This is a genomic window from Mesorhizobium sp. M0659 (assembly GCF_040320605.1).
In the GTDB taxonomy this organism is placed as follows: domain Bacteria; phylum Pseudomonadota; class Alphaproteobacteria; order Rhizobiales; family Rhizobiaceae; genus Mesorhizobium.
In genome coordinates this window covers 317015-340029 of record NZ_JAMYPY010000003.1, presented here as the reverse complement: position 1 = coordinate 340029, position 23015 = coordinate 317015, and the positions used below count along the sequence as shown (strand labels likewise).

Genomic DNA, 23015 nt, shown 5'->3' with positions numbered 1-23015 from the left:
GGTGAGGCCGGCCTGCGCATGGAGGTTCCCTGCGCTTCCGGTGCTCGCGTACTTCAAGTACGCTCCGCTCCGGTTCTCGGGAACCACCATTCTCGACTCGGCCTGACCCGAATCTCGATAGACCCTACGTGGGTGCTTCGAAAACTTAGCCGGCGGCGGCGACCTGGTCGGCTATTGCCGAGAGTACGCCGCGGACGTCCAGCGTCGAGAACGGCTTTTCCAGGATTTGCGGGCGCTGCGGCGCCGGCAAGGCTTCGATCTCGGCCTTGGCGCCGATCAGGTCGCCGGTGACCAGCACGAAGCGTTTGGCCAGCGCCAGGTTGTCGGCGAGCAATTCGCGGTAGATGGCAATGCCGCTGGTGCCGGGCATGCGCAAGTCGGAAAAGACGATGTCTGGCGGCATGTGGCCGGTCAAGGTCGCCGCCGCCGACGTCCAGGCCGGCACAACCCGCGACTTGATACCCATCAGTTCCAGGATGTCGGAGAGGGAGCCGGCGACGTCGGGTTCGTCGTCGATGATCAGCGCATAGCGCAAGCCGCTGGAACGAGCCGGGCTGTCGCCGGCTGCTGCCGCGCCGCCGGTGATTACCGGCAGCTGGACGACGAAGCGCGCGCCGCGCGGCAGCACCTCCTCGAACCAGATATTGCCGTTGTGGCGCTCGACGATCGATTTCGAGATCGACAGGCCGATGCCGGTGCCGACGCCGACCGGCTTGGTGGTGAAATAGGATTCGAAGATGCGGCTGCGGATCGCCTCGGGAATGCCCGGTCCGTTGTCCTCGACCGAAAACCCGGGGTTGCCGCGATCGCTGCGGAATGTCCGCACCTTGATCAGGCGGTCGCCGCCGATACCGGCCAGAGCGTGTTGGCTGTTGATCAGGAAATTGGCGGCCACCTGCGTGACGTGGTCGGCATCGGCCATCGCCAGCAGCGGGCCGGGCGCGAAATCGGTGTCGATGATGATGCCGCTCGAGCGTGCGCCATAGGCGGTCACTTCGAGTGCCGCGCGGATCACCTGGTTGAGATCGGTCTCGGCCTGCGCCGCCGGATGCAGGCGCACCATCGACAGGAAGCTTTTGACGATGCGGCCGCAGCGCTCGGCAGCGGCGCGCACTTTCTCGGCGCGAACCTTGGTCTGCGGGTCGGTGGCGAATTCATGCAGCAGCGTCGACTGAGCAACGACCACGGCGAGCGGATTGTTGAGCTCGTGCGAAACACCGGCCAGCAGCGAACCCATCGCCGCCATCTTCTCGTTCTGGTGCAGTTTTTCGCGCTGGCGGTTGATCTCTTCTTCGGCGCGCAGCTTATCGCGCAGATCGCGGATCGAACCGAAGATGAGCTGACGGTCGGCCACCCGCATCTCGGTCGCCGTCAATTCGATGGGAAACACCTCGCCGGCCGCATTCTGTGTCACGGTCTCAAGCCGCTGGCCAACCATCGGCGCGCCGCGGCCAGACATGTATTCGGCGCCCGAGACATAGCCCTTGCGGTAATATTCCGGCACCACGGTATCGAGCAGGTCCTTGCCGAGGATGTCGCTGCGCTGATAGCCGAACATCTTTTCGGCGGCCGGATTGAATTCGATGATCGAGCCGGTCTCGTCGATGACGATGATGGCGTCGAGCGACGCCTGCAGCATGGTGCGGCGGATGACTTCGCTGGCATGGGCGTCGGACGGCGAGTGCTCGATGGCGTCGCCGATGGCGAGCGCGATGATGTGCATCGTCGCCTCTTCCTCTTCGGTCCATTCGCGCTCGTTTAGGCAGTCATTGACCGCGAACGTGCCCCACAGATGACCGTGCGCGAACACCGATACCGACAGGAACGACTTGATGTGCTGCTTTTCGAAATCGGCCCTGAGGAACCCGTCGAGATCGCGCGTATGGCCGGCGAAGATCTTGCCTTGCCGCTCGTCCTCTCCAATCCGCTCCAGCAGCGGATCGGTATCGACGATCGACTGCATGATCACCGTCGGCGAAGCCAGTTCGCCGCCGAAGCGAGGATCGATCCAGTAGGCGGCGACCGATTGGGCGAAGCCCTGGCCGGGCAATTCGCGCAGCCTGAACAGGATGCCGCGCTGGCAATTCATGGCGCTGCAGAGCGTTTCGAGGATGGTTTCCATCTCGCGCTGCCAGTCGCCGGCATCGCGCAACCGGCGGACGACGCGCACAGCCGCCATCGCGGCGCTCTGGCGAGCGCCTTGCGGGTCCATACGTGGTGCTGGTTCAGCGGTCATGTCAGCCATCAGTAAAGGGCCGTCGAATTAGGCAGCTATGGAGCATTTCACGAAAAAGGTGAAACGCTCCATGTTTCAATGCAATCCCGAACGGAAAATCGCTACGCACTGTTCCTGGAATTGCTAGAGCGTTTCACCGTTTCACGGAAACGGAGAAGCCTCTATCTCTTTGTTTTTACGCAATTCCGGGCGGAAAACCGCGTACACTTTTCCTGTAATTGCTCTAGTGCCCGTCACCGGTCGGCAGCGAGAAGATATAGCCTTCGCCGCGCACTGTGCGCAAAAATTTCGGATTGGCCGGATCGGTTTCGATCTTCTTGCGCAGCCGCATGATGCGAATGTCGACGGCGCGCGACGATTCAGGATCCTCAACAAAACCAATCGCCTCGGAGATCGCCGATCGCGTCAACAGCCGGTTGGCGCGGGTCAGGAAAACCTCCAGCACATCGAACTCGCTCTTGGCCATGTCGATGACGGCGCCGTTGGCGCCAGTGACAAGCCTGCCGTCGAGGTCGGCCTGGAACGGGCCGAAGGTCAGGCGGCGGCCGCCATCGGCTTGTGTCTTCGCCGCCTGGGGCGGGCTCGGCTGCGGAACGCGGCGCAGCACGCTGCGCACACGAGCCAGCACCTCACGCAACTCGTAGGGCTTGACGATGTAGTCGTCGGCGCCAAGCTCCAGCCCGACAATGCGGTCGAGTGCGGTGCCGGCAGCCGTGGCATAGATGATGCCGACCGGTATTTTCGAGCGCAGCCAGCGGCCGAGCGACAGTCCGTCCTCGCCCGGCATGGCGATGTCGAGAATGGCCAAATGAAACGATTCCGTCTCCAGCAAGGCGCGCGCCTCGGCCGCGCTTCCGGCCTGGGTCACATCGTAGCCGTTGGCGCCGAGATACTCGGCGACCGCGTCCCGGAGATCGGGCTCGTCCTCGACGATGACAATCCGTGCCCGCACTATGGCCTCGCTCCCGCTTTCAGCGGAAAGTAGATTGGGTATAAACATGATGTCCAGCACTCATATCCGGTTGCGGGGGAACGGGAAGAAAAACATGGCTGCACGATCCGTCATCGCGCTGGTTTCCGTCGCCGATGTGGTGGCCGGCGATCTTGCCGATCATCTCGACCGGCGCGGCCATGACGTGCGCGAGGCGCGGCAGCCCTGGGAAGCTGAATCCCTGCTTTCGGCCGGAGGCATCGATATCGTCATCGTCGGCGACAGCCTCAGCCAGGCGGAAGGGCGGGACCTGCTCAGGCGTTATGGCGGCGGCCAGAGCGCGGACGGGAAGGCGGGGCCGGATTTCATCCTGATCTGCCGGCCGGCCGATCTGGTCGACAAGGTGCTGGCGCTCGAGCTTGGCGCCGCAGATGTCGTCGAAAGTCCGCTCAATGTCAGGGAGCTTGCCGCGCGCATCGGCGGCCTGCTGACGCGGCGCGGCAGGTCCGCCCAGGAACTGATCGTGCTGGAAAATGCCACCGTCGATTTGCGGTCGGCCATCGTCATGCACCGTTCGGGTACGGAAGAACAGCTGTCGCCGGGCCAGGTGGCGCTGCTCAGGCTGTTTCTGGCCAGCCCGCGCAAGGTGCTGACGCGCGACGACATCATTGCGGCGGCGCCCGCCGAAAATGCCGATGCCTTCGACCGCTCGATCGATTCGCGCATCGTGCGGCTGCGCCGCAAGCTCGACACCGAAACCATCACAACTATACGCGGCGCAGGCTACCGGTTCGACCCGCCGACGCAGCGCGCCGACTGAGGGTCGGGAGGCTGGATTGTTCCTCGGCTCGCCCAAAAAAGCTGCGCAATCTCGGGCGCCATGCATAGGCGTCAGCGCACCACCAGAAGCGATGGTCCCGACGGCAATTCGCTGGCGACTACGATTTCGCTGGCGGCATGCGCGCGGTCCTTCAGGAGAACCGTGGCGAGACCGGCAAAGCCGAGCAGGCCTTGTGCATAGAGCAGTACCGAAAGCACGGAGGCTGCAGATTTCGTCTTCATCGGTTGTCCCCAAAAATCAGAACCGCGGGTGCTTCAGGATAAACCCGAAGTGCCCGCGTCGCCCACGGAGCCCCCCGTTGCGACGCGGGCCTTCGGTCCTCTCGGCAGCAAGTTGCCGGAGGGGCCGCGCATCCACTTCAACCCGAGGCCGACCCGCCAGAGGGCCCTGAGACGGTTGATGCGCAGACTGGAGACAATCCAGACCAAGGCTATGAACAGCGCGGCATGCAGCGTCGAAATCTCACCCGAATTCATCACCGCCAGTTTCGTCATCGGGGTGCCGGCTACTGTGCCGATGCCGCCGACGACAAATGCGGCGATGCTTATCCTGAAGAGCCAGGACAGGGTGGTCGATTTGATGCTCATTTTCGTTGGCGCCGGCTGTTCTCGTTGGGATGACTGTGCCGCGAGCCTGTAACCAGATCATGCCGCCCAGGCCGCGCTTTGTTGCAAGTCGGTTTCGAGCGAAGCCAATCTTCTTTCATATAAGGACATCAGCACTTTCGTTTGGGGGCGCGGTGCGTGATCGGGAGTGCGCAGCGAAGGCGGAGCACGCTTCCCTTGTCCACCTTGCTTGTTAACCAGAGGAAACAGATTCGAAACACAAACGAGCCTCAGCGAAGTCAGTCTGAAACATGGCGCGGGGATAAGGCGGCCACCGAATTGACGCCGGCAGGACCGGCAAAGAGGAGCCATCATGTACAAAGCCATTTCCGCCAAACTCATCAACGTCACCGCCGCAGCCGGCGGCGCCGCGCTTCTGCTTGGCGCCGCCAACAGCACCGCCCATGCCGCGGCAAACCAGATCGTGGCGCGTGTTTCGCTGTCGCAGCAGACCATGGAAGTGCTGGTCGATGGCCGGCCGACTTTCGCCTGGAAGGTCTCGACCGGCGACAGTGCGCATGTCACGCCGACCGGCTCGTTCAAGCCGACCCGCATGCACGAGATGTGGCATTCGAAGAAATACGACAACGCGCCGATGCCGCATTCGGTCTTCTTCAGCGGCGGCTACGCCGTGCATGCGACCAACGCCATCAAGCGGCTGGGACGGCCGGCGTCGCATGGCTGCGTGCGGCTGCATCCCGACAATGCCGCCGACTTCTACCAGTTGGTCGAAACCTTCGGCCCGACCAACACCAGCATCGTCATCGTCAAGTAGCAGACTGCGTTTGGAGCGATGGTGCAGCGCAGCCGGCCAGGTCATGCCGCACCGCAAGTTCCCGCCTGAAGCTCCATCAGAGCTTCGCGGTAAATCAATCCAGTCAAAAAAGAGGCCGGAAATTTCCGGCCTCTTTTCGTTTGTTCGCTAACGCCGTTCGCAGCTCAGTCCGCGTGCACCGGCATCAGCTTCGGGTCTGGCTTTTCGGCGTGGTGCGGCAGGTCCTTGCTGGCGATGAAGGTGTAGAACATCGGCACCACGAACAGGGTGAACATGGTTCCGACCAGGATGCCGGTGAAGATCACGAGGCCCATCGAATAGCGCGCCGCCGCACCAGCACCACTGGACACGATCAGCGGCACGACGCCGAGCGCCATCGCCGCTGTCGTCATCAGGATCGGCCGCAAGCGCACCTTGGCCGAGGCGACGATCGCATCGCGCCGCCTCATGCCATGCAGCTCGCGCTGCTGGTTGGCGAACTCGACCAGAAGAATGCCATGCTTGGTGATCAGACCTATCAGTGTGATCAGGCCGACCTGCGTGTAGATATTGAGCGTTCCAAGCCCCAGATTGAGCGGCACGATGGCGCCAAAGATCGACAGTGGCACCGCCATCATGATGATCAGCGGGTCGCGGAAGCTTTCGAACTGCGCCGCCAGCACCAGATAGATGACGATTACGGCGGCTGCGAACGCGATAAGGATCGTGTTGCCCTGCTCCTTCTCCTGCCGGGACTGGCCGGAATAATCGATGAAGAAGGTATCGGGCAGGCTCTCCTTGGCAAGGTTCTCCAGGGTCTGCAGCCCGTCGCCCGTGGTGACGCCGGGAAGCGGCAGCGCTGATATCGTCGCCGAGTTCAGCTGGTTGAACTGCTCGATCGCGGCCGGCGCGGCGTTGGTCGAAATCTTCACCACCGCTGAAAGCGGCACCATTTCGCCGGTCACGCTACGCACGAAATATTCGCCGAGCTTCTCGGGATTGTCGCGGAATTCCTTCGGCACCTGCGGGATGATGTCGTAGCTGTTGGAGTCGCGGTCGAACTGAGCCACTTCGGCGCCGCCGACCAGCAGCGTCAGCGTCTGGCCGATGTCGGCGATCGGCAGGTTGAGAGCCGCCGCGCGGTCGCGGTCGATGGTCACCGTCACCTGCGGAGCGTCAAAGGACATCGAGTTTTGCACGACGATGAAGCGGCCGGAGGCCTGCGCCTTGTTCTTAATCTGCTCGGCCGCCTCGTAGACCTCGGCGGAACCACCGGTCGAGCGCACCACCATGGAGATCGGCAGGCCGCCGCCGGAGCCCGGCAGCGTCGGCGGCGCGAAGACGAAGGCCTCGACGCCGGCCACCTTGCCGAGGCGTCCCTGGATATCGGCTTGAAGCTCCTTTGAGTTGCGCTGGCGCTCGGCCCAATCCTTGAAGGCGAAGCCGACAAAGGCGCCGTTGGTGGCGCCGCCAAAGGCAACGGCGGAGAATTGCGCCCTGGTTTCGGGAATGTCCTTCACCAGGCCGAGGATCTGGTTGACGTAGGTCTCGGTGTAGTCCGAGGTCGCGTAGCGCGGTGCCGTCACGATAGACAAGAGGAAGCCCTGGTCCTCTTCCGGCGCCAGTTCGCTCGAGGTCTTGGTGAACATGAAGCCGGTGAGCGCAACCAGCGCCACGACCATCAGCAGCGTCACCGGTCGATTTCTCAAGGAGGCGGTGACCGCCCGCTCATAGACATGCTCGACACGGCTGAAGGTTCCGTCGACGACGCGCTGGAAGCGACTGTGCGATCCCGCCTTGAGCAGACGCGCCGCCATCATCGGCGTGATGGTGACGGCTATGAGGCCGGACAGCACCACCGAACCGGCGAGCGTCACCGCGAACTCGCGGAACAGCGCGCCGGTCAGGCCGCCGGTGAAGGCCAGCGGCGCGAACACGGCGGCGAGCGTGATGGTCATGGCCACGATGGCGGAGAAAATCTCGCGCATGCCGTTGAAGGCCGCCTGCATCGGCGACATGTGGTCCTCTTCCATGTGGCGATGGATGTTCTCCACCACCACGATAGCGTCGTCGACGACAAGGCCGATGGCCAGCACCATGGCCAGCAGCGACAGAAGGTTGATCGAATAGCCGACCGCAAACAAAAGGAAGCAGACGCCGACCAGCGACAGCGGGATGGTCACGATCGGCATCATCACCGAGCGGAATGAGCCGAGGAACAACAGGATGACCACGACGACGATGGCGACGGCTTCGGCGATGGTCTTGAACACTTCATCGATCGAGGCGCTGATCTGTTCGGTGGAATCGTAGACGATTTCGATGGTCATGCCTTTCGGCAGCGTCTCTTGAATCAAAGGCACGATCTTGTGGATCGCCTCCGCCGTTGTCAGCGGGTTGGCGGCCGGCGTCGGGAAGATGGCGAGGAAGGTGCCGGGCTTGCCATTGAAGCTCACCCTCGTGTCGGTGCTCTCGGCGGCAAGCTCGACTCGCGCCACGTCGCGCAAGCGCACCACCTGGCCGTCCGTCGAGCGCAGCGGAAGCTCGGCAAAGGCCTCAGGCGTCTGCAGCGTCGAGCGAACCGTGATCGAGGAGACGACATATTCGTTCTCGGTGTTGCCGGGCGCCGACAGGAAGTTGGAGTTGTTGATCGCCGCCAGCACTTCGGCGGCGGTGACGCCACGCGCAGCAAGCTTGACCGGGTCGATCCAGACCCGCATCGAATATTCCTCGGCGCCGAAGATCTGCACGTCGGCGACACCTTCGACCGTCGACATGCGGGGCCGCACGACGCGCTCGATATATTCGGTGAGCTGCTCCTTGCTCATGTTCGGATTCTGCATCGAGATGTACATCATCGCGAACTCTTGGCCGGTGCCCTTGACGATGACCGGGTCCTTGGATGCATCCGGCAAGGTGCCGCGTACGCCCTGCACCTTCGACAGGACCTCGGTGAGCGCGACATCCGGATTGGAGCCGAGCTTCATCTGGACGACCACAGTGCTCGAAGACGGCCGGCTGGACGAGGTGACGTAGTCGATGTTCTCGGTCGAGGCGACGGCCCGCGCGATCGGGGCGGAGATAAAGCCCTGGATCAGGTCGGCGCTGGCGCCGGGATAGGCGGTGGTGATGGTGATCGCCGTCTCGTCAACCTTGGGATACTGCCGGATCGACAGGTTGAAGATGCCCTGGAAACCCAGGAGCAGGATCATGCAGGCGAGGACGGTGGAGAGGACCGGCCGGCGAATGAAGATGTCGGAAAAGTTCATTGCTGAGCCTGCTGGTTAGCCGACTTGCTGGGGTCAATGGTGTTGTCGACAGCGACGGACATGCCGTTGAAGAGACGGTTCTGACCGGCGGTGACGACCTCGTCACCGGCCTTGATGCCCTCGATGATCTCGACCATGCCGTCGTTGCGGCGGCCGGGCTTCACGAACACCTGCGACAGCACGAGCGCCGGCTTTTCCGGTTCTGCCGCGGGCTTCGCGGGGTCGACAGCCGGCTTGTCCGCGGGCTTCGCCGCGGCGTCTTCGGCAGCCGGTTTCGCGTCTGCCGGCTTTGCATCTGCCGCCGGCTTTGCTGCGTCGGCCCCTGCAGCAGGCTTTTCCTCGGGTTTCGCGGCTGGGGCGCCTTCCGCCGGCTTCGCCGGAACGACGACGAAGACGAAGTCGCCATAGAGGCTCGACGTCAATGCCGTCTGCGGCAAGGACAGAATGTTTTTCTCCTGCGGCAGCTCGACGCGAACCTGGACGAACTGGCCGGGCGTCAGCTTGCCGTCAGGGTTGGCGACCTCGCCGCGGACGGACACCAGGCGGCTTGAAGCGTCGATCTTGGGATCGATGCCGCGAATGGAGCCGGCAAACGGCATGTCGGCGCCGCCGCCGGTGCCGCCGAGGCCGAGCCGCACCGCCTGGCCTATCTTGAGCAGCGGCAGCTGCTGTTCGGGTACCGAGAAATCGACCCGCATGGTGTCCAGATCCTGCAAGGTCACCACTGCGTTGCCGGGCGAGAGATATTGGCCGAGGTCGATCTTGGGGATGCCCACGGTGCCGGCGAACGGCGCCGTCAGCTGCTTCTGATCGAGCACGGCCTGCAGCTTGTTGACCTGCGCGGCGGAGGCCGATGCAGCGGCTTGAGCGGTGTCGAGCGTGGCATCCGTTCCGACGCCGCGCCGCTGCAGCTCCAGCGCGCGTTCGAGCGCCGTCCTGTCGGAGACGGACTGCGCCTTGGCCGCGACCAGATCCGCGCGTTCGACGGCATCGTCGAGCTGCAGCAGGACCGAATCGACCGGCACCTTCTGGTTGGCATGGAAAAGGATGTCCTTGACGATGCCGCTGGTCTCGACGGTAAGGTCGACACCGCGCACGGCGCGTACCGTGCCGATCGCCTCGACGCCCGGCGTCCAGTCGGAAGGCTTGACGACAACCGTCGATACGGTCGTCGCCGGCGGCTTCATGGTGGCGAAATACTGTTTGATAGCGTTGTCGCGGAACAGGTTGAAGCCGACAACGCCGACGCACACCAGAGCGAGCAGAAGCAGAATTGCGGTGATAGAGATGAAGCGCTTCACGAACTGTCCCCTCGGCCGGTGTCCGGCAAAATAGCCGAATAGCGGGACACTTATCGACGCCAGGTCCCGATTACAAATGACGGCGAACTTACTGTACCGTCTGGACGGTCTTGTCAATTCCGCCTAGGCTGGTGCGGGGGAAGGGATCGATGAAGACCCAAAGGGCAAATTCGCGCGACAAGATACTCGCCGCCGCCGCCGATGTCGCACGCGAGGCCGGTCCCGGCAGCCTGTCGCTTGACGCCGTCGCCAGCCGCGCCGGCGTGTCGAAAGGCGGCCTGTTATATAACTTTCCGACCAAGGCCAAACTGATGCAGGGCCTGGTGGAGAATTACCTGCGCGCGTTCGAGCTGGCGCTGGAATCGGGCCGTGTCGCCGGCGCCAGCGGCGAGAGCCTGCTCGCCACCTATATCCGGCTCTCGGCGGATGATTGCGAGGAGCCGAAGCCGACGGCTTCGTGGATATTCTCGGCGATCGCCGAGGATCCGGATTTCCTGACGCCGATAAAAGCCTTCAAGTCGCAGCTGCTGCAGCGGCTGAAGAGCGAGACGCCGGACCTGAAGACGCTGCTGGTCTGCTTTCTGGCCATCGAAGGGCTGCGCAGCATGAACCTCTTCGATTCCGACGTGCTTTCCGCCGACGAACGCTGCTTGCTGGTATCGGCCCTGCTGGAGATTGCGGGATAGCTCAAGGCGTCGGGTCGAAGAAGCGATACGGGCCGGGCGGAAAGGACGGTTGGTGAGCGGCATGGCATAGGCACGCATCACGACATCGGCGATTACAAGCTACAGCCCCCCTGATTCGTTGGATCGATGGTTCAGGAATGACTGCGCGAATGCGCGGCCGACTATGTTGCGCCGCACCATAACACTGCCGTGTCAGCCTTGAGACGGCGCTCGGCGAGGCCGGCAAAGCGCGTTTTAGGGCTGTGATGGCGCCGACATATGGTTATGGCATTGTCATGTTGCGGCGCACAAACTATGTGCCTTTGTAGTCCTCCTAACAGTCGCGAGATCTCCATGGGTTCCCTTTCTTCGAAGAATGCGCTCGTCACCGGATCGACCAGCGGCATTGGCCTGGCCATTGCCCGCGCCCTTGCCGCCGAGGGCGCCAACGTCACGATCAACGGCCTTGGCGAAGCCGCGGCGATCGAACAGGAGCGCGCCGGCATCGAGAAGGATTTCGGCGTCCAGTGCCGCTACTCCGGCGCCAACATGATGGACGGCGCAGCGGTGACCGCCATGGTGCGCGAAGCCGAGCAGGCCTTGGGCAGCCTCGACATTCTGGTCAACAATGCCGGGATACAGCATGTCGCGCCAATCGAGGAGTTTCCCGACGACAAGTGGGAAGCCATCATCCGCATCAATCTGCTTGCCGCCTTTTACGCGATCAAGGCCGTGGTGCCCGGCATGAAGGCGCGCAAATGGGGCCGCATCATCAACACCGCGTCGGCGCATGCACTGGTCGCCTCGCCGTTCAAGTCGGCTTACGTCTCGGCCAAGCACGGCATAGCGGGTCTGACCAAGACGGTAGCGCTGGAAGTCGCGCAGGACGGCATCACCGTCAACGCCATCGCGCCCGGCTATGTCTGGACGCCACTGGTCGAAAAACAGATCCCCGACACGATGAAGGCGCGCGGCATGACCGAGGAACAGGTCAAGCACGACGTGCTGCTGGCAGCGCAGCCGACGAAGCAATTCGTCACCGTCGAGGAGCTCGCCGCGCTGACTCTGTTCCTGTGCTCTGACGCAGCCAGACAGATCACCGGCACCACCTTGCCGATGGATGGCGGCTGGACGGCGCAGTAGGCGCGGTCCCCCCGGCGCCGCTCTTTCCTTGACAAAGGCGAAGGATCAATCCAGCATTGTGGCAAGGGGTTCCTTCGCGACGACCCCGTGAGGCGTCAGCCCAATGATCGCGTCCAAACTCTCACGCTGGAGGTGGACGCCATGCCGTCAACAACCGCAATCACCGTAGCGCAGCTTTCCCGCCTTGTCGGTCTGTCCGACGCGCCTGTTCTTGTCGATGTCCGCATCGACGAAGACTACGACGCCGATCCGCGCCTGCTTCCGGCCTCGTGCCGGCGCGACTTCAAGTCTGTTTCGAACTGGGCGGCCGAATTAACGGGGGCTCATGCTGTCGTCATCTGCCAGAAGGGGCTGAAGCTTTCGCAAGGCGTTGCCGCATGGCTGCGCCATGAGGGCATTGCTGCCGAATCCCTTGAAGGCGGCTTCGAGGCGTGGCAGGCGGCCAAGGGGGTTCTGGTCAAGGCCGACAAGATACCGCCCCGCGACGACAAGGGCCGCACGGTCTGGGTGACGCGTGCCCGCCCCAAGGTCGACCGCATCGCCTGTCCCTGGCTGATCCGCCGCTTCGTCGATCCCTCGGCGGTGTTCCTGTTTGTCGAGCCGTCTGAAGTGCTGGCGGCCGCCGATCGGTTTGGGGCGGTTGCGTTCGACATCGACGACGTGTTCTGGAGCCATCGCGGCGAGCGCTGCACCTTCGACACGATGATCGAAGAGTTCGGGTTGCAGTCCGAAGCGCTCGATCGCCTTGCGCTGATCGTGCGTGCAGCCGATACGGCGCGCCTCGATCTCGTACCGCAGGCGGCCGGGTTTCTCGCTGCATCGCTCGGGCTGTCGCGCATGTTCCGCGACGATCTCGAACAGCTTGATGCCGGCATGCTGCTCTACGATGCGTTCTTCAGATGGTGCCGCGATGCCACTGACGAAACCCACAATTGGCCCAGCGCGGGCAAAGCGCCATGAGCGCCCTCGCCGCGGACGACGATGCACGGGCTACCGAGGCTCCGATCGTCCCGACCTTCCGCCAAGCCGCGAAACTGTGGGCAAGGGTCGGCCTGCTCTCCTTCGGCGGGCCGGCCGGACAGATCGCGCTGATGCACAAGGAATTGGTCGAGGATCGCCGCTGGATCGGCGAGCAGCGGTTCCTGCATGCGCTCAACTACTGCATGCTTCTGCCTGGCCCCGAGGCACAGCAGCTCGCCATCTATATCGGCTGGCTGCTGCACCGGACCGCCGGCGGCCTCGTTGCCGGCATCCTGTTCGTGCTGCCCGGTGCGTTTGTCATGCTGGGCCTCAGCATCTTCTACGTGCTCTACAATGATGCGCCTGTCATCGAGGCGCTGTTTTTCGGCATCAAGGCGGCGGTGCTGGCCGTCGTCGTCGAGGCGGTCCTCCGCATCGGCAAACGGGCGCTCAAGAACCGGGTGATGGTGGCGATCGCGGTGGCCGCGTTCCTTGCCATCTATGTCATCCGGCTGCCGTTTCCGCTGATCATCCTGGTTGCAGGGCTGACCGGCTGGATCGGCAACCGCCTGGCACCGGCGCGTTTTTCCGGAGCCGCACGCGGCAAGGACAATTTGCCCGATGTCAGGGGTGCCGTCGACGTCATGTTCGAACGCGGCGAACTCGCTCACACCAAGCCGACGAAATGGCACGCGCCGCGCACCATCGCGATCTGGCTGCCGATCTGGCTCGGGCCGGTCGTACTGATCCTGGCGCTGACCGGCCCTGCCAGTGTTTGGGCACAGCTTGGCGGCTTCTTCAGCCTGATGGCGGTGGTCACATTCGGCGGCGCCTACGCCGCGCTCTCCTATGTCGCGCAGGCAGCCGTGACGTCGTTCGGCTGGCTGGCGCCGGGTGAAATGGTCGATGGGCTTGGCCTGGCCGAGACGACGCCGGGACCATTGATCCTGGTGCTGCAATTCGTCGGCTTCGTCGCCGCCTACCGGCACGCCGGTGCGATGGGACCGCTTGTCGCCGGATCGCTCGGCGCATTGCTGACGCTCTGGGTGACGTTCGTGCCGTGCTTCTTCTGGATCTTTCTCGGTGCCCCCTACATCGAGGCGCTGCGCGGCAACAAGGCACTGTCGGCGGCGCTGAGTGCGATCACAGCGGCTGTCGTCGGCGTGGTGATGAACCTTGCGCTGTGGTTCGCACTGCATGTCGTCTTCGGCGCGGTGCACCGCGTTGGCCTGGGCACGGAGGTGCCGGTGCTGTCGTCGCTGGACTGGCGTGCCGCGTTGCTGGCGGCAGCCGCCATGGTCGCCATGCTGAAACTGAGGATCGGCATGCTGCCGACATTGGCCGGCTCGGCGCTGGCCGGACTGGCGCTGCTGGCCTTGCCTGCGTAGCGTTCGAAGGCGCGGCCAGCCATTATCACAGCCGGATTTTTGAGGTATGCCGGGGCGGCGCACAACGGTCGCGGGCGCTGGTAGGATCAGCGCCAGCCCCGGAGATACGCTTTACGTCGAACCCGATACCGCCAAGCTGAACCTGCTCGACGCGGAGAGCGGCGCGCTGGTGAACTGATTTGACGAGGTTGGCCGAGCTGTTCAAAGTCGATCCTGGACCGCACAACGGGATATGACATGGTGGATTCCGATCGGATCGACAAGCTGATCGCAGGGGTGCCCCCTGCCTTGGCGCTTCGTGCCGGGCTGGACCTTGGCATCTTCACCCGGGTCGGCGGCGATGCTGCGACTGCCGACAGCCTTGGGGCAGCGCTCAAAGTCGAGCCCGCTCGTCTGTCGCGGCTCCTCTACGCGCTCGCCAGCATCGGTCTCCTCGACGTCGAGGATGGTCAGTTTCGCAACGGAGCCGAAGCGTCGGAGTTTCTCGACGAGTCCAAGCCGACCTATCGCGGCGGCGATCATGTGCTGCTGCGCGAACTCTGGGGAGCCGACCTTTTGACCGCAGAGTCGCTGCGGCAGAACCGGCCGGCCGCGCTGCACGACTTTTCCGAAGCGGGGCCAGAATCCGCAGCGGCCTTCAGCCGCATGCTCGCACCGGGAGGGGTGATTTTCGGCCGAAATCTCGCCCGCGAGCTGGACCTCTCGGCGGTCCGTTCGGTGATCGACATCGGCGGCGGCGCCGGGACCATTCTGGTCGGTCTTCGCGAGCGATGGCCGCATATTGCGGCGACTTTGATGGAACTCCCGACGGTCGCGGCGGTCGCACCAGCGATCCTGTCGGAATACGGTGCCGGCGATGTGGTTGTCGAAGAAGGCGACATAACGGTCGCGCCATCGACCGGCCGGCATGACTTGGCGATCCTGAAGGCCGTCGTCCAGGTCCTGCCGCCGGACCAGGCGCGCAGTTCGATCCTGAACGCGGCGCGTTGCCTCACCCAAGGAGGCGAGATCGCAATTGCGGGGTGGGGTGTCGTCGATGACGACCGTCTCGGCCCGCCTGAGGGTGTGTTTCTCAATCTCACCTTCCTGAACCTTTACCGCGCAGGCGAATCGTACACGGAAGGTCAGTATCGCGGGTGGATGGCCGAAGCTGGGTTCCGGGATATCTCCAGGTCGCAGCTGACCGATGGCACCACGTTGTTTCGTGGGCGCCTCACGGACTGATCGTGGCTGCTGGTGATCCCGACAGGAATCGAACCTGTGACCTACAGATTAGGAATCTGCCGCTCTATCCTACTGAGCTACGGGACCACGCGGCCCGACACATAGCCGCTTCCGATCGTTTCGCCAAGAGGGCTCGCCGAAGGCAATGAAGAGGCCGGCCGAAGGCAATTCGGCCGGCCTTTCGGCGGCATATGTCAGGCTGCGAGCGCCGTTTCGGCCAGTTTTACCCAGTAGCTCATGCCGTGCGGGATGACTTCGTCGTTGAAGTCGTAGGCCGGATGGTGGAGGCCGGCGGTCTCGCCATTGCCGATGAAGATGAAGGCGCCAGGGCGGGCTTCCAGCATGTAGGAGAAGTCTTCGCCGCCCATCACCGGCTGGATGGCGCGGTGGACCTGGGTGTCGCCGGCGACATTTGCCGCGACATCGCCGGCAAAGACCGTTTCTTCCGGATTGTTGAAGGTCACGGGATAGTTGGCGTCATAGTCGACGGTGATCGTCGCGCCGAAGGCGGTGGCTATTCCTTCGCAGATGGTGCGGATGCGCTCTTCCGATTTCTTGGCGATCTCTTTCTTCAGCGTGCGCACCGTGCCGGCGATCTCGGCGGTCTCGGGAATGACGTTATAGGCGTCGCCGGCGTGGAATTTCGTCACCGAAACCACCACCGCCTCGACCGGATCGGTGCTGCGCGAAGCGACCGTCTGCAGGGCGCCGACCAGCTGGCTGGTGATGACGATCGGGTCGATCGTGCCGTGCGGCATCGCCGCATGGCCGCCGCGGCCCTTCACGGTGATGGTGAACTCGGCGGTCGCCGCCATGATCGGACCCGGCCGGATGGCGAACTGGCCGACCGGCAGGCCCGGCATGTTGTGCATGCCAAAGACGCGCGAAATGTCGAAACGCTCCATCATGCCGTCCTTGACCATCTCGTTGCCGCCGCCGCCGCCCTCTTCGGCCGGCTGGAAGATAACCGCGACCGAACCGGCGAAATTGCGCGTTTCGGTCAGATATTTGGCGGCGCCCAAAAGCATCGCCGTATGGCCGTCATGGCCGCAGGCGTGCATTTTGCCAGGCACGGTCGAGGCATAGGGCTTCCCGGTGATCTCGTTGATCGGCAGCGCGTCCATGTCGGCGCGCAAGCCGATGGTCGCGCCTTGCCCCTTGCGGCCATGGATGATGCCGACGACGCCGGTCTTGCCGAGGCCCGTCACCACGTCGTCGCAGCCGAATTCCTTCAGCTTCTCGGTGACGAAGGCGGCGGTCTTGAAGACATCGAAATTCAGTTCTGGCGTTTGGTGCAGATGGCGTCGCCAGCCGGCAACTTCATCCTGCATCTCGGCGGCGCGGTTGAGAATCGGCATAATGGTTCCATCTCGCTGTTGGAGCAGACGATCTGGCCTGCTTGATTGCAATTGTGATTGCCATGCTTGTTGCCATCTTGGCACTTTGCCATCTTGGCGTCACATAGGGCAAATAGCACCCCAGACAATGTGATCCGGAGATTGAGGGCCGGATCAGGTCATGCTGGCCATCGCGTAACGAAATCTTACGGAGCCAGGGGCGACTACGGCAAGAGGCGATTTCGGATTCCATGATGCGGCACAGCCATATCCTCAAATTACTGCTAACGGGCGGCTTGGCGCTACCCATGCTGGCTGGGCCAGCTTTGGCCAATCCGGTGATCCTGTTCGACCTCAACAGCGGCAAGGTTCTGCAGCACCAGGACGCCTTCAAGCGCTGGTATCCCGCTTCGCTGAGCAAGCTGATGACCGCCTATGTCACCTTCCGGGCGATTGCCGCCGGCGAGGTCCAGCTCGATTCACCGATCAAGGTGACCAAGCATTCGGCGGGCGAACCGCCGAGCAAGATGGGCTTCAAGCCGGGCTCGGTGATGCGGCTCGACAATGCGTTGAAGATGATGCTGGTCAAATCGGCCAACGATATCGCCATGGCCATCGGCGAAAACATAGGCGGCTCGCAGGTCGGATTCGCCGTGCGCATGAATGCGGAGGCGGCGCGGCTCGGCATGACCGGAACGCATTTCGTCAATCCGAACGGACTGTTTTCGCCGGAGCAGTATACGACGGCGCGCGATCTTGCCCTGCTGGTGATGGCGATCCGCAAGGAATTCCCGCAATACGCCCCCTGGTTCTCGATCGAAGGCCTTGCCGTCGGCAAGAAGGCGATCTCCAACTACAATCTCTTGATCGGGCGCTATCCCGGCGCCGACGGCATGAAAACCGGGTTCGTCTGTCCCTCGGGCTTCAACATGATCGGCTCGGCGACACGCAATGGCCGCACGCTGGTCGCGGTCGTGCTCGGCGAAAAATCGGCGATCAGCCGTGCCGAGACCGCCGCCAGGCTGCTCGACCAGGGCTTTGCCACGCCCGACCCGAACTGGCTCACGGTCGCGGCCATGCCTTCCTATGGCGATACAATGTCACCCAACGACATGCATGATGAGATCTGCAGGAAGAAGGCGCCGCACGAGCAGTCCGAGGCGGCTCCGCCGGTGGCCGCGAAGGGTGCCGACGTGCCGAAATCGCCCTATCAGGAAAAGCTCGACCACGTGCCGACGCTGGTTGCCGTGGGCCTCGGCGGCGCCACCGGGCCGGCGCCGAAGGCGATGCTCGACCAGGGCGGCCAGGAATACGCCGATGTGCCGCTGCCGAGCTGGCGGCCAGACATTCCGGCGCCAAAGGGCGCCGAACCGGCCGTGGTGGGCCAGGCAACCGCGGTGCAGGGCGAGCAGCTGGTCAAAGCCGCGAACTAGGCGATGGCTGGCTTTCCGATACCCGTCACGGTGGTCACCGGCTTCCTCGGCGCCGGCAAGACGACATTGCTCAACCGGCTGCTCAAAGATCCGGCACTGGTCGACACGGCCGTCATCATCAACGAATTCGGTGAGGTGGCGATCGACCACCTGCTGGTCGAGCAGGCCTCGGACGGCATCATCCAGTTGTCCGACGGCTGTCTGTGCTGCACGGTGCGCGGCGAACTGGTCGATACGCTGGCTGACCTCGTCGACCGGCTGCAGACCGGCCGTATCGCCCGCCTTGCCCGCGTCGTTGTCGAAACCACCGGGCTCGCCGATCCGGCGCCGGTGCTGCAGTCGATCATGGCGCATCCCGCCCTTGTGCAGGCCTTCCGACTTGATGGCGTCATCACGCTGGTCGACGCGGTCAACGGCAATGCGACGCTCGACGGCCATGTCGAGGCGGTCAAGCAGGTGGCGGTCGCCGATCGCATCGTGCTGACCAAGGTCGATCTGGCCAGCGATCCCCGCGACGTCGATGCTTTGCGAACGCGACTCCATCAGCTCAATCCAGGCGCCGTGGTGCTGGACGCCGGCGACGGCCGAACCGGCGTCACGGCGCTGTTCGATTGCGGCCTCTACAATCCGGCGACCAAATCCGCCGATGTCCGGCGCTGGCTCGGCGAAGAAGCCGCCCATGGGCACCACCATCATCATGATCATGACCACGGCGAGCATGAGCACCACCACCGCCACGATTCCCGCGTGCGCTCCTACTCGCTGGTCCATGACGGCCCGGTGCCGTTTTCGGCGATCGAGATGTTCCTCGACCTGCTGCGTTCTGCGCATGGCGACAAGCTTTTGCGGATGAAGGGCGTCATCGAGCTTGCGGAGGACCCGTCGCGGCCGCTTGTCGTCCACGGGGTGCAGAAGATCCTGCATCCGCCGGCGCGGCTGCTGGCCTGGCCGGACGGCCAACGCGGCACCAGGCTGGTGCTGATCACGCTCGATATGCCGGAAGATTATGTGCGCCGGCTGTTTTCCGCCTTCACCAACCGGCCGTCGATCGACACGCCGGATCGCGCGGCGCTGGAGAGCAATCCGCTGGCGATAGCCGGGGGCTGATTGTCAGGCTCGCTATGCGCCGCGTTCGACCAGGAAGCGGTGGCCGCCGCTGACGGCTGATGTTTCAACAAGCTGGTGGCCAGCGTCGGCGCAAAAGGCGGGGATGTCGATGACCGCCAGCGGGTCGGTGGTCTCCAGCCAAAGCCGGCTGCCCGGCTGCATTGCCGCCAGGCGTTTTTTCGCCTTGAGAACGGGCAGGGGGCAGTTCAGGCCCTTGAGGTCATAGATCGCGGTGTGATTTGTTTGTTTGTCTTCATGCATGTCTTTGTCCCAAAACCGCTGCGCACTTTTGGGCGACATGCATCGGCAAGGCGAAAAACCTCAGCCGCCGAACATGCCTAGCAGCTTGTTCTTGATCTTCGACATCCGGCTTTCGTCCGCCGGCGGTTCTGCAGGCGCCGCCTCGACGCTCGCAGTGGCGACCGGCTGCTGGGGGGCCTGCTTGGCTGCTTCCTTTTCGGCCAGCGCTTGGGCCTTTGCGGCTTGCTTTTCAGCCAGTGCCTGGGCCTTGGCGGCTTTCGCAGCCTCGATGGCAGCAACCCGCTGTTCCTCGGCCTTGCGCTTGGCTTCCTTCTCTGCGTCCAGCGCCGCCATCTTGCGGCCGGCGGGCGAATCGATGCGGCCCATGCGCGCCGTCTCGGTCAGCGTGCCGTCGGAATTCAGCGACGGCGGTTCGATCGGCACGCGCTCGCCCCGGGCGCGGCGCTTCGACCATTCGGAAACGATGGCGGCTTCCTTGATGCCGGCAATGGTCGGCTTGGGCGCCGGAACACTGGCCTTGACCGCGCCGGTGAAGGCCGCGTCATAGCTGCTTTGATAGGCGTTGAGTGCGCTCTTCAGCGAATCCGGCTGCGTGGTCGCGGGGCAGGCGCCAGTCGGATCGAATGTCGTGCCCTCAGGCGCCACCTGGTTGAAGACATAGCGCTTGTCGCAGACATCGACCTTCGGCGGCACCTTGGTGATCTCGAAATTGTCGTAACCGACCTTCAGCATCTTCCAGAACTCATAGTTCGGGTCGTTGCGGTAGCGCGCCATGTTGGCGGCGGTCATGCGGAATGGGAACGCCTGGATCTGGAACTCGGTCTGGCCGCCCTGGAAGGCATCGCGACCAAAAGCGTAGATCTGCTCGATCTGCGGGTCCGTCATCGAATAACAGCCCGACGACGAGCAGGCGCCATGCACCATCAGATTGGCGCCGGTGCGGCCATTGGCACGGTCATAGGCGTTGGGATAGCCGATGTTGAAGGACAGGTGATAGTTCGAGCGCGGATTCATCTGCGACGGGCGGACCGTATAGAAACCTTCCGGCGCCTGGCGGTCGCCCTCGGTGTATTTCGGGCCGAGCTTGCCCGACCATTTGCAGATGTCGTAGCTGGCGACCATCTCGTAGCGGCCGGTGGTCTTGGCCTTCCAGATTTCGAGCTTGCCTTCTTCCTTGAAGATGCGAGCCATCACCGACGAGGTGCGGATCATGCCCTTGGCCTTCATGTCGGCCAGGATCTTGTCCGGCAGCGGCTTGCTGGCTTCCGGCGCAAAATTCTTCATCGAGGAATCGTTGCAGCCGGCAACGCCAAGCGCGGCGATCAGAAGTCCAGTGCGGGCAAGCTTGGTAAACATGGATACGGCTATGTCTTTTTCTCGCGGCACGGCCGGATAGCGCCCGGGCCTGCATGCTGAACACTGACGGACCCTAAGCCCGTTAACCTTGAAAATTCCTTACCGCAAGCGTCGGACGGCGCCCCCCACGGCAATTCGCCCGGTGTCACGGATTTTTATTGAGCCGAATGCGGCGGCATTTTTGTGGCGAAATTGCTCCTTGACGCCACATTGCGGTGCGCTGCCGGCCAAAATCAGAGGCTGCGGCCCATCGCCAGATATTTTTCGCGGCGCTGTTCGCGAAAATCGGTGTTGGCGCCGGCAAAATCCTTCATCGTCTTGGCGATGAGGTCGCCGGTGGCGGCGATCACCGTTTCGGGCGCGCGCTGGGCGCCGCCGAGCGGCTCGGCAATGATGGCGTCGATGATCTTCATTTCCAGAAGGTCCTGGGCGGTGATCTTCATGTTGGTCGCCGCATCCTTCGAGCGCGTGGTGTCGCGCCACAGGATCGAGGCAGCGCCTTCCGGCGAGATCACCGAATAGATGGCGTGTTCCAGCATGTAGACGCGGTTGGCGGTGGCGATCGCAATGGCGCCGCCCGAACCGCCTTCGCCGATGACGACCGAAATCGATGGCACTTTGAGGCCGAGGCAGGCCGAGGTTGAGCGGGCGATGGCTTCAGCCTGACCGCGTTCCTCGGCGCCAACGCCGGGATAAGCGCCGGCGGTGTCGACCAGCGTCAGAAGTGGAATCTGGAAACGGTCGGCAAGTTCCATCAGCCGGACGGCCTTGCGGTAGCCTTCAGGACGCACTGAGCCGAAATTGTGCTTGAGCCGGCTCGCCGTGTCGGAGCCCTTTTCCTGGCCGATGACGGCCACCGGTTCGCCGCGGAAGCGAGCGAAGCCGCCGATGATCGCCTGGTCCTCGCCGAAATTGCGGTCGCCGGCGAGCGGCGTGAAATCGCTGAACAGGCCCTTGATGTAGTCGAGGCAATGCGGCCTGTCGGTGTGGCGCGCGACCTGCACCTTCTGCCACGGCGTCAGCGCCTTGTAGATGTCGCGCAGCGCGTCGCGCACGCGCTTCTCGAGCCGGCTGATTTCGTCGCCGACGTCGACCGCCTCGCCATTCTCGGCAAGCTTCTTCAGCTCGAGGATCTTGAGTTCAAGGTCCTGCACCGGCTTTTCGAAATCGAGGTAATTGTACATTCTTGAGCGGACCGATGCGTCGGAAGGCAAACATCGCGCAGATGTAGGCTCCGCGCGGACACGTTGCCCTCACATAGCGATATGAGGCCTAGTCGGCAAGCGGATGATGATCGTTGACCAGCCGCACCAACCGCTCTTCCAGCACATGCGTGTAAATCTGCGTGGTCGAGATATCGGCGTGGCCGAGCAGCTGCTGCACCGCCCTGAGATCGGCGCCGTTCTGCAGGAGATGGCTGGCGAAAGCATGGCGCAGCACATGCGGCGAAATTTTCGCCGCCGATATGCCGGCCCGCGCGGCAAGGCCTTTGAGATCGCGGGCAAAGACCTGCCGGGAGAGAAAGCCGCTGTCGCCGGCGGCCGGGAACAGAAACGGGCTGTCGGCGAAAGCCGGCACCGACGCCCGGGCCGTGAGCCATGCCCGCATCGCCATGCGGGCCTTGGCCGACAGCGGCACCATGCGCTCCTTGTCGCCCTTGCCGCGCACCATGAAGAAGCGGTCGTCGCGCTGGGCGACGGTCACCGGCAGGCCGACAAGTTCGGAGACGCGCAGGCCGGTGGCATAGAGCACCTCGACCAAAGCGTGCAGGCGCAGTGCCGCCACCCGGTCGCCATTGACGCCATCGCCTGTCTCAAGCGCCGCACGGTCGAGCAGCCGACCGGTATCGGCCTCGCTCATCGTCTTGGGCAGCGGCCGGCCCTTTTTCGGACTGTCCAGCGTGCCGGTCGGGTCGTCGCCGCGCAAGCCCTCGGCGTAGAGAAACTTGAAGAACTGGCGGATCGCCGACAGTTTGCGCGCCTGCGACGTCGACGCAAAGCCGCGCGCTGCGATGTCGTCGAGATAGGCGCGGATGTCGGCTGCGGCGGCGGCGGCAAGCCCGCCGGCAATCTGCTGCGAAGCGTCTTCGAGATCCCGGCGGTAGGAAGACAGCGTGTTTTCAGCGGCACCGCGTTCGGCGCTCATCATCTCGAGAAAGGCTTCGATGCGGGCCGCGCTGTTCATGTTCCAGGGGTCAGTTTGGG

20 protein-coding genes and 1 tRNA gene are annotated in these 23015 nt (G+C 63.7%); 9 read left to right on the top strand and 12 right to left on the bottom strand.

Annotated elements, in window-relative coordinates; genetic code table 11:
* Positions 1-145: 145 nt before the first annotated feature.
* Together NKI31_RS07080 and NKI31_RS07075 are read right to left on the bottom strand one after the other, a co-directional pair.
* Positions 146-2236 (bottom strand): PAS domain S-box protein, encoded by a 2091-nt coding sequence (locus tag NKI31_RS07080; protein ID WP_352650968.1) that lies wholly within the window; start codon positions 2234-2236, stop codon positions 146-148.
* A gap of 223 nt (positions 2237-2459) precedes the next feature.
* Positions 2460-3188 carry a response regulator gene (locus NKI31_RS07075; protein ID WP_023670064.1) on the bottom strand — a complete coding sequence of 243 codons (729 nt, stop codon included), beginning with the start codon at positions 3186-3188 and terminating at the stop codon, positions 2460-2462.
* Positions 3189-3282: 94 nt separating this feature from the next.
* Here NKI31_RS07075 and NKI31_RS07070 point away from each other — a divergent pair, with 94 nt between their 5' ends.
* Positions 3283-3987: a response regulator transcription factor gene (locus NKI31_RS07070; RefSeq protein ID WP_023670063.1), complete on the top strand. Its 705-nt coding sequence runs from the start codon at positions 3283-3285 to the stop codon at positions 3985-3987.
* Between the two features lie 71 nt (positions 3988-4058).
* Here the strand turns inward: NKI31_RS07070 and NKI31_RS07065 are convergent, their stop codons facing one another.
* Both NKI31_RS07065 and NKI31_RS07060 read right to left on the bottom strand, forming a co-directional pair.
* Complete coding sequence (locus NKI31_RS07065; RefSeq protein WP_023670062.1) at positions 4059-4229, bottom strand: hypothetical protein; 171 nt, start codon at positions 4227-4229, stop codon at positions 4059-4061.
* Between the two features lie 33 nt (positions 4230-4262).
* Positions 4263-4595: a hypothetical protein gene (locus NKI31_RS07060; RefSeq protein WP_023670061.1), complete on the bottom strand. Its 333-nt coding sequence runs from the start codon at positions 4593-4595 to the stop codon at positions 4263-4265.
* Positions 4596-4926: 331 nt separating this feature from the next.
* Here NKI31_RS07060 and NKI31_RS07055 point away from each other — a divergent pair, with 331 nt between their 5' ends.
* The gene (locus NKI31_RS07055; protein WP_023670060.1) at positions 4927-5388 is read left to right on the top strand and encodes a L,D-transpeptidase; all 462 of its coding nucleotides are present in this window, start codon (positions 4927-4929) and stop codon (positions 5386-5388) included.
* Between the two features lie 164 nt (positions 5389-5552).
* Here the strand turns inward: NKI31_RS07055 and NKI31_RS07050 are convergent, their stop codons facing one another.
* Positions 5553-8636: an efflux RND transporter permease subunit gene (locus NKI31_RS07050; RefSeq protein WP_023696405.1), complete on the bottom strand. Its 3084-nt coding sequence runs from the start codon at positions 8634-8636 to the stop codon at positions 5553-5555.
* On the bottom strand, positions 8633-9937 hold the full coding sequence (locus NKI31_RS07045) for an efflux RND transporter periplasmic adaptor subunit (protein ID WP_352650965.1): 1305 nt from the start codon (positions 9935-9937) through the stop codon (positions 8633-8635). Before NKI31_RS07045 ends, NKI31_RS07050 begins: the two co-directional genes overlap by 4 nt.
* A 149-nt stretch (positions 9938-10086) precedes the next feature.
* Here NKI31_RS07045 and NKI31_RS07040 point away from each other — a divergent pair, with 149 nt between their 5' ends.
* The 5 genes from NKI31_RS07040 to NKI31_RS07020 all read left to right on the top strand — a co-directional run bounded on the left by NKI31_RS07040 (position 10087) and on the right by NKI31_RS07020 (position 15317).
* On the top strand, positions 10087-10623 hold the full coding sequence (locus tag NKI31_RS07040; RefSeq protein ID WP_352650963.1) for a TetR/AcrR family transcriptional regulator: 537 nt from the start codon (positions 10087-10089) through the stop codon (positions 10621-10623).
* Positions 10624-10956: 333 nt separating this feature from the next.
* On the top strand, positions 10957-11745 hold the full coding sequence (locus NKI31_RS07035) for a 3-hydroxybutyrate dehydrogenase (protein WP_023714996.1): 789 nt from the start codon (positions 10957-10959) through the stop codon (positions 11743-11745).
* Between the two features lie 141 nt (positions 11746-11886).
* A complete protein-coding gene (locus tag NKI31_RS07030) occupies positions 11887-12705 on the top strand; it encodes a chromate resistance protein ChrB domain-containing protein (RefSeq protein WP_023737426.1) in 819 nt (272 codons plus the stop codon).
* Positions 12702-14093: a chromate efflux transporter gene (chrA, locus tag NKI31_RS07025; RefSeq protein WP_352650962.1), complete on the top strand. Its 1392-nt coding sequence runs from the start codon at positions 12702-12704 to the stop codon at positions 14091-14093. The genes NKI31_RS07030 and chrA overlap by 4 nt, the downstream gene beginning before the upstream one ends.
* A gap of 237 nt (positions 14094-14330) precedes the next feature.
* Complete coding sequence (locus tag NKI31_RS07020; RefSeq protein ID WP_352650960.1) at positions 14331-15317, top strand: methyltransferase; 987 nt, start codon at positions 14331-14333, stop codon at positions 15315-15317.
* 10 nt (positions 15318-15327) lie between these two features.
* Here the strand turns inward: NKI31_RS07020 and NKI31_RS07015 are convergent.
* Both NKI31_RS07015 and NKI31_RS07010 read right to left on the bottom strand, forming a co-directional pair.
* Positions 15328-15404 (bottom strand) — tRNA-Arg (locus tag NKI31_RS07015).
* 107 nt (positions 15405-15511) lie between these two features.
* Positions 15512-16675, bottom strand: coding sequence for a M20 aminoacylase family protein (locus NKI31_RS07010; protein ID WP_023742908.1), 1164 nt, complete (start codon positions 16673-16675; stop codon positions 15512-15514).
* Positions 16676-16908: 233 nt separating this feature from the next.
* Between NKI31_RS07010 and NKI31_RS07005 the strand changes: the two genes are divergently transcribed.
* The gene (locus NKI31_RS07005) at positions 16909-18087 is read left to right on the top strand and encodes a D-alanyl-D-alanine carboxypeptidase family protein (protein WP_352651055.1); all 1179 of its coding nucleotides are present in this window, start codon (positions 16909-16911) and stop codon (positions 18085-18087) included.
* A gap of 3 nt (positions 18088-18090) precedes the next feature.
* Positions 18091-19194, top strand: coding sequence for a CobW family GTP-binding protein (locus NKI31_RS07000; protein WP_352650958.1), 1104 nt, complete (start codon positions 18091-18093; stop codon positions 19192-19194).
* Between the two features lie 12 nt (positions 19195-19206).
* On the opposite strand, the gene NKI31_RS06995 is transcribed toward NKI31_RS07000, so the two are convergent.
* From NKI31_RS06995 to NKI31_RS06980, 4 genes are all read right to left on the bottom strand, one after another.
* Positions 19207-19455, bottom strand: a complete 249-nt coding sequence (locus tag NKI31_RS06995; RefSeq protein WP_027050749.1) for a sulfurtransferase TusA family protein — start codon at positions 19453-19455, stop codon at positions 19207-19209.
* A 60-nt stretch (positions 19456-19515) separates the two neighbouring features.
* Positions 19516-20811 (bottom strand): L,D-transpeptidase family protein, encoded by a 1296-nt coding sequence (locus tag NKI31_RS06990; protein WP_023714988.1) that lies wholly within the window; start codon positions 20809-20811, stop codon positions 19516-19518.
* 233 nt (positions 20812-21044) lie between these two features.
* Entirely contained in the window at positions 21045-21995 is a 951-nt protein-coding gene (locus NKI31_RS06985) for an acetyl-CoA carboxylase carboxyltransferase subunit alpha (RefSeq protein WP_023685389.1), read from the bottom strand.
* 88 nt (positions 21996-22083) lie between these two features.
* Positions 22084-22995, bottom strand: coding sequence for a site-specific tyrosine recombinase XerD (locus NKI31_RS06980; protein WP_352650956.1), 912 nt, complete (start codon positions 22993-22995; stop codon positions 22084-22086).
* Positions 22996-23015: the final 20 nt, after the last annotated feature.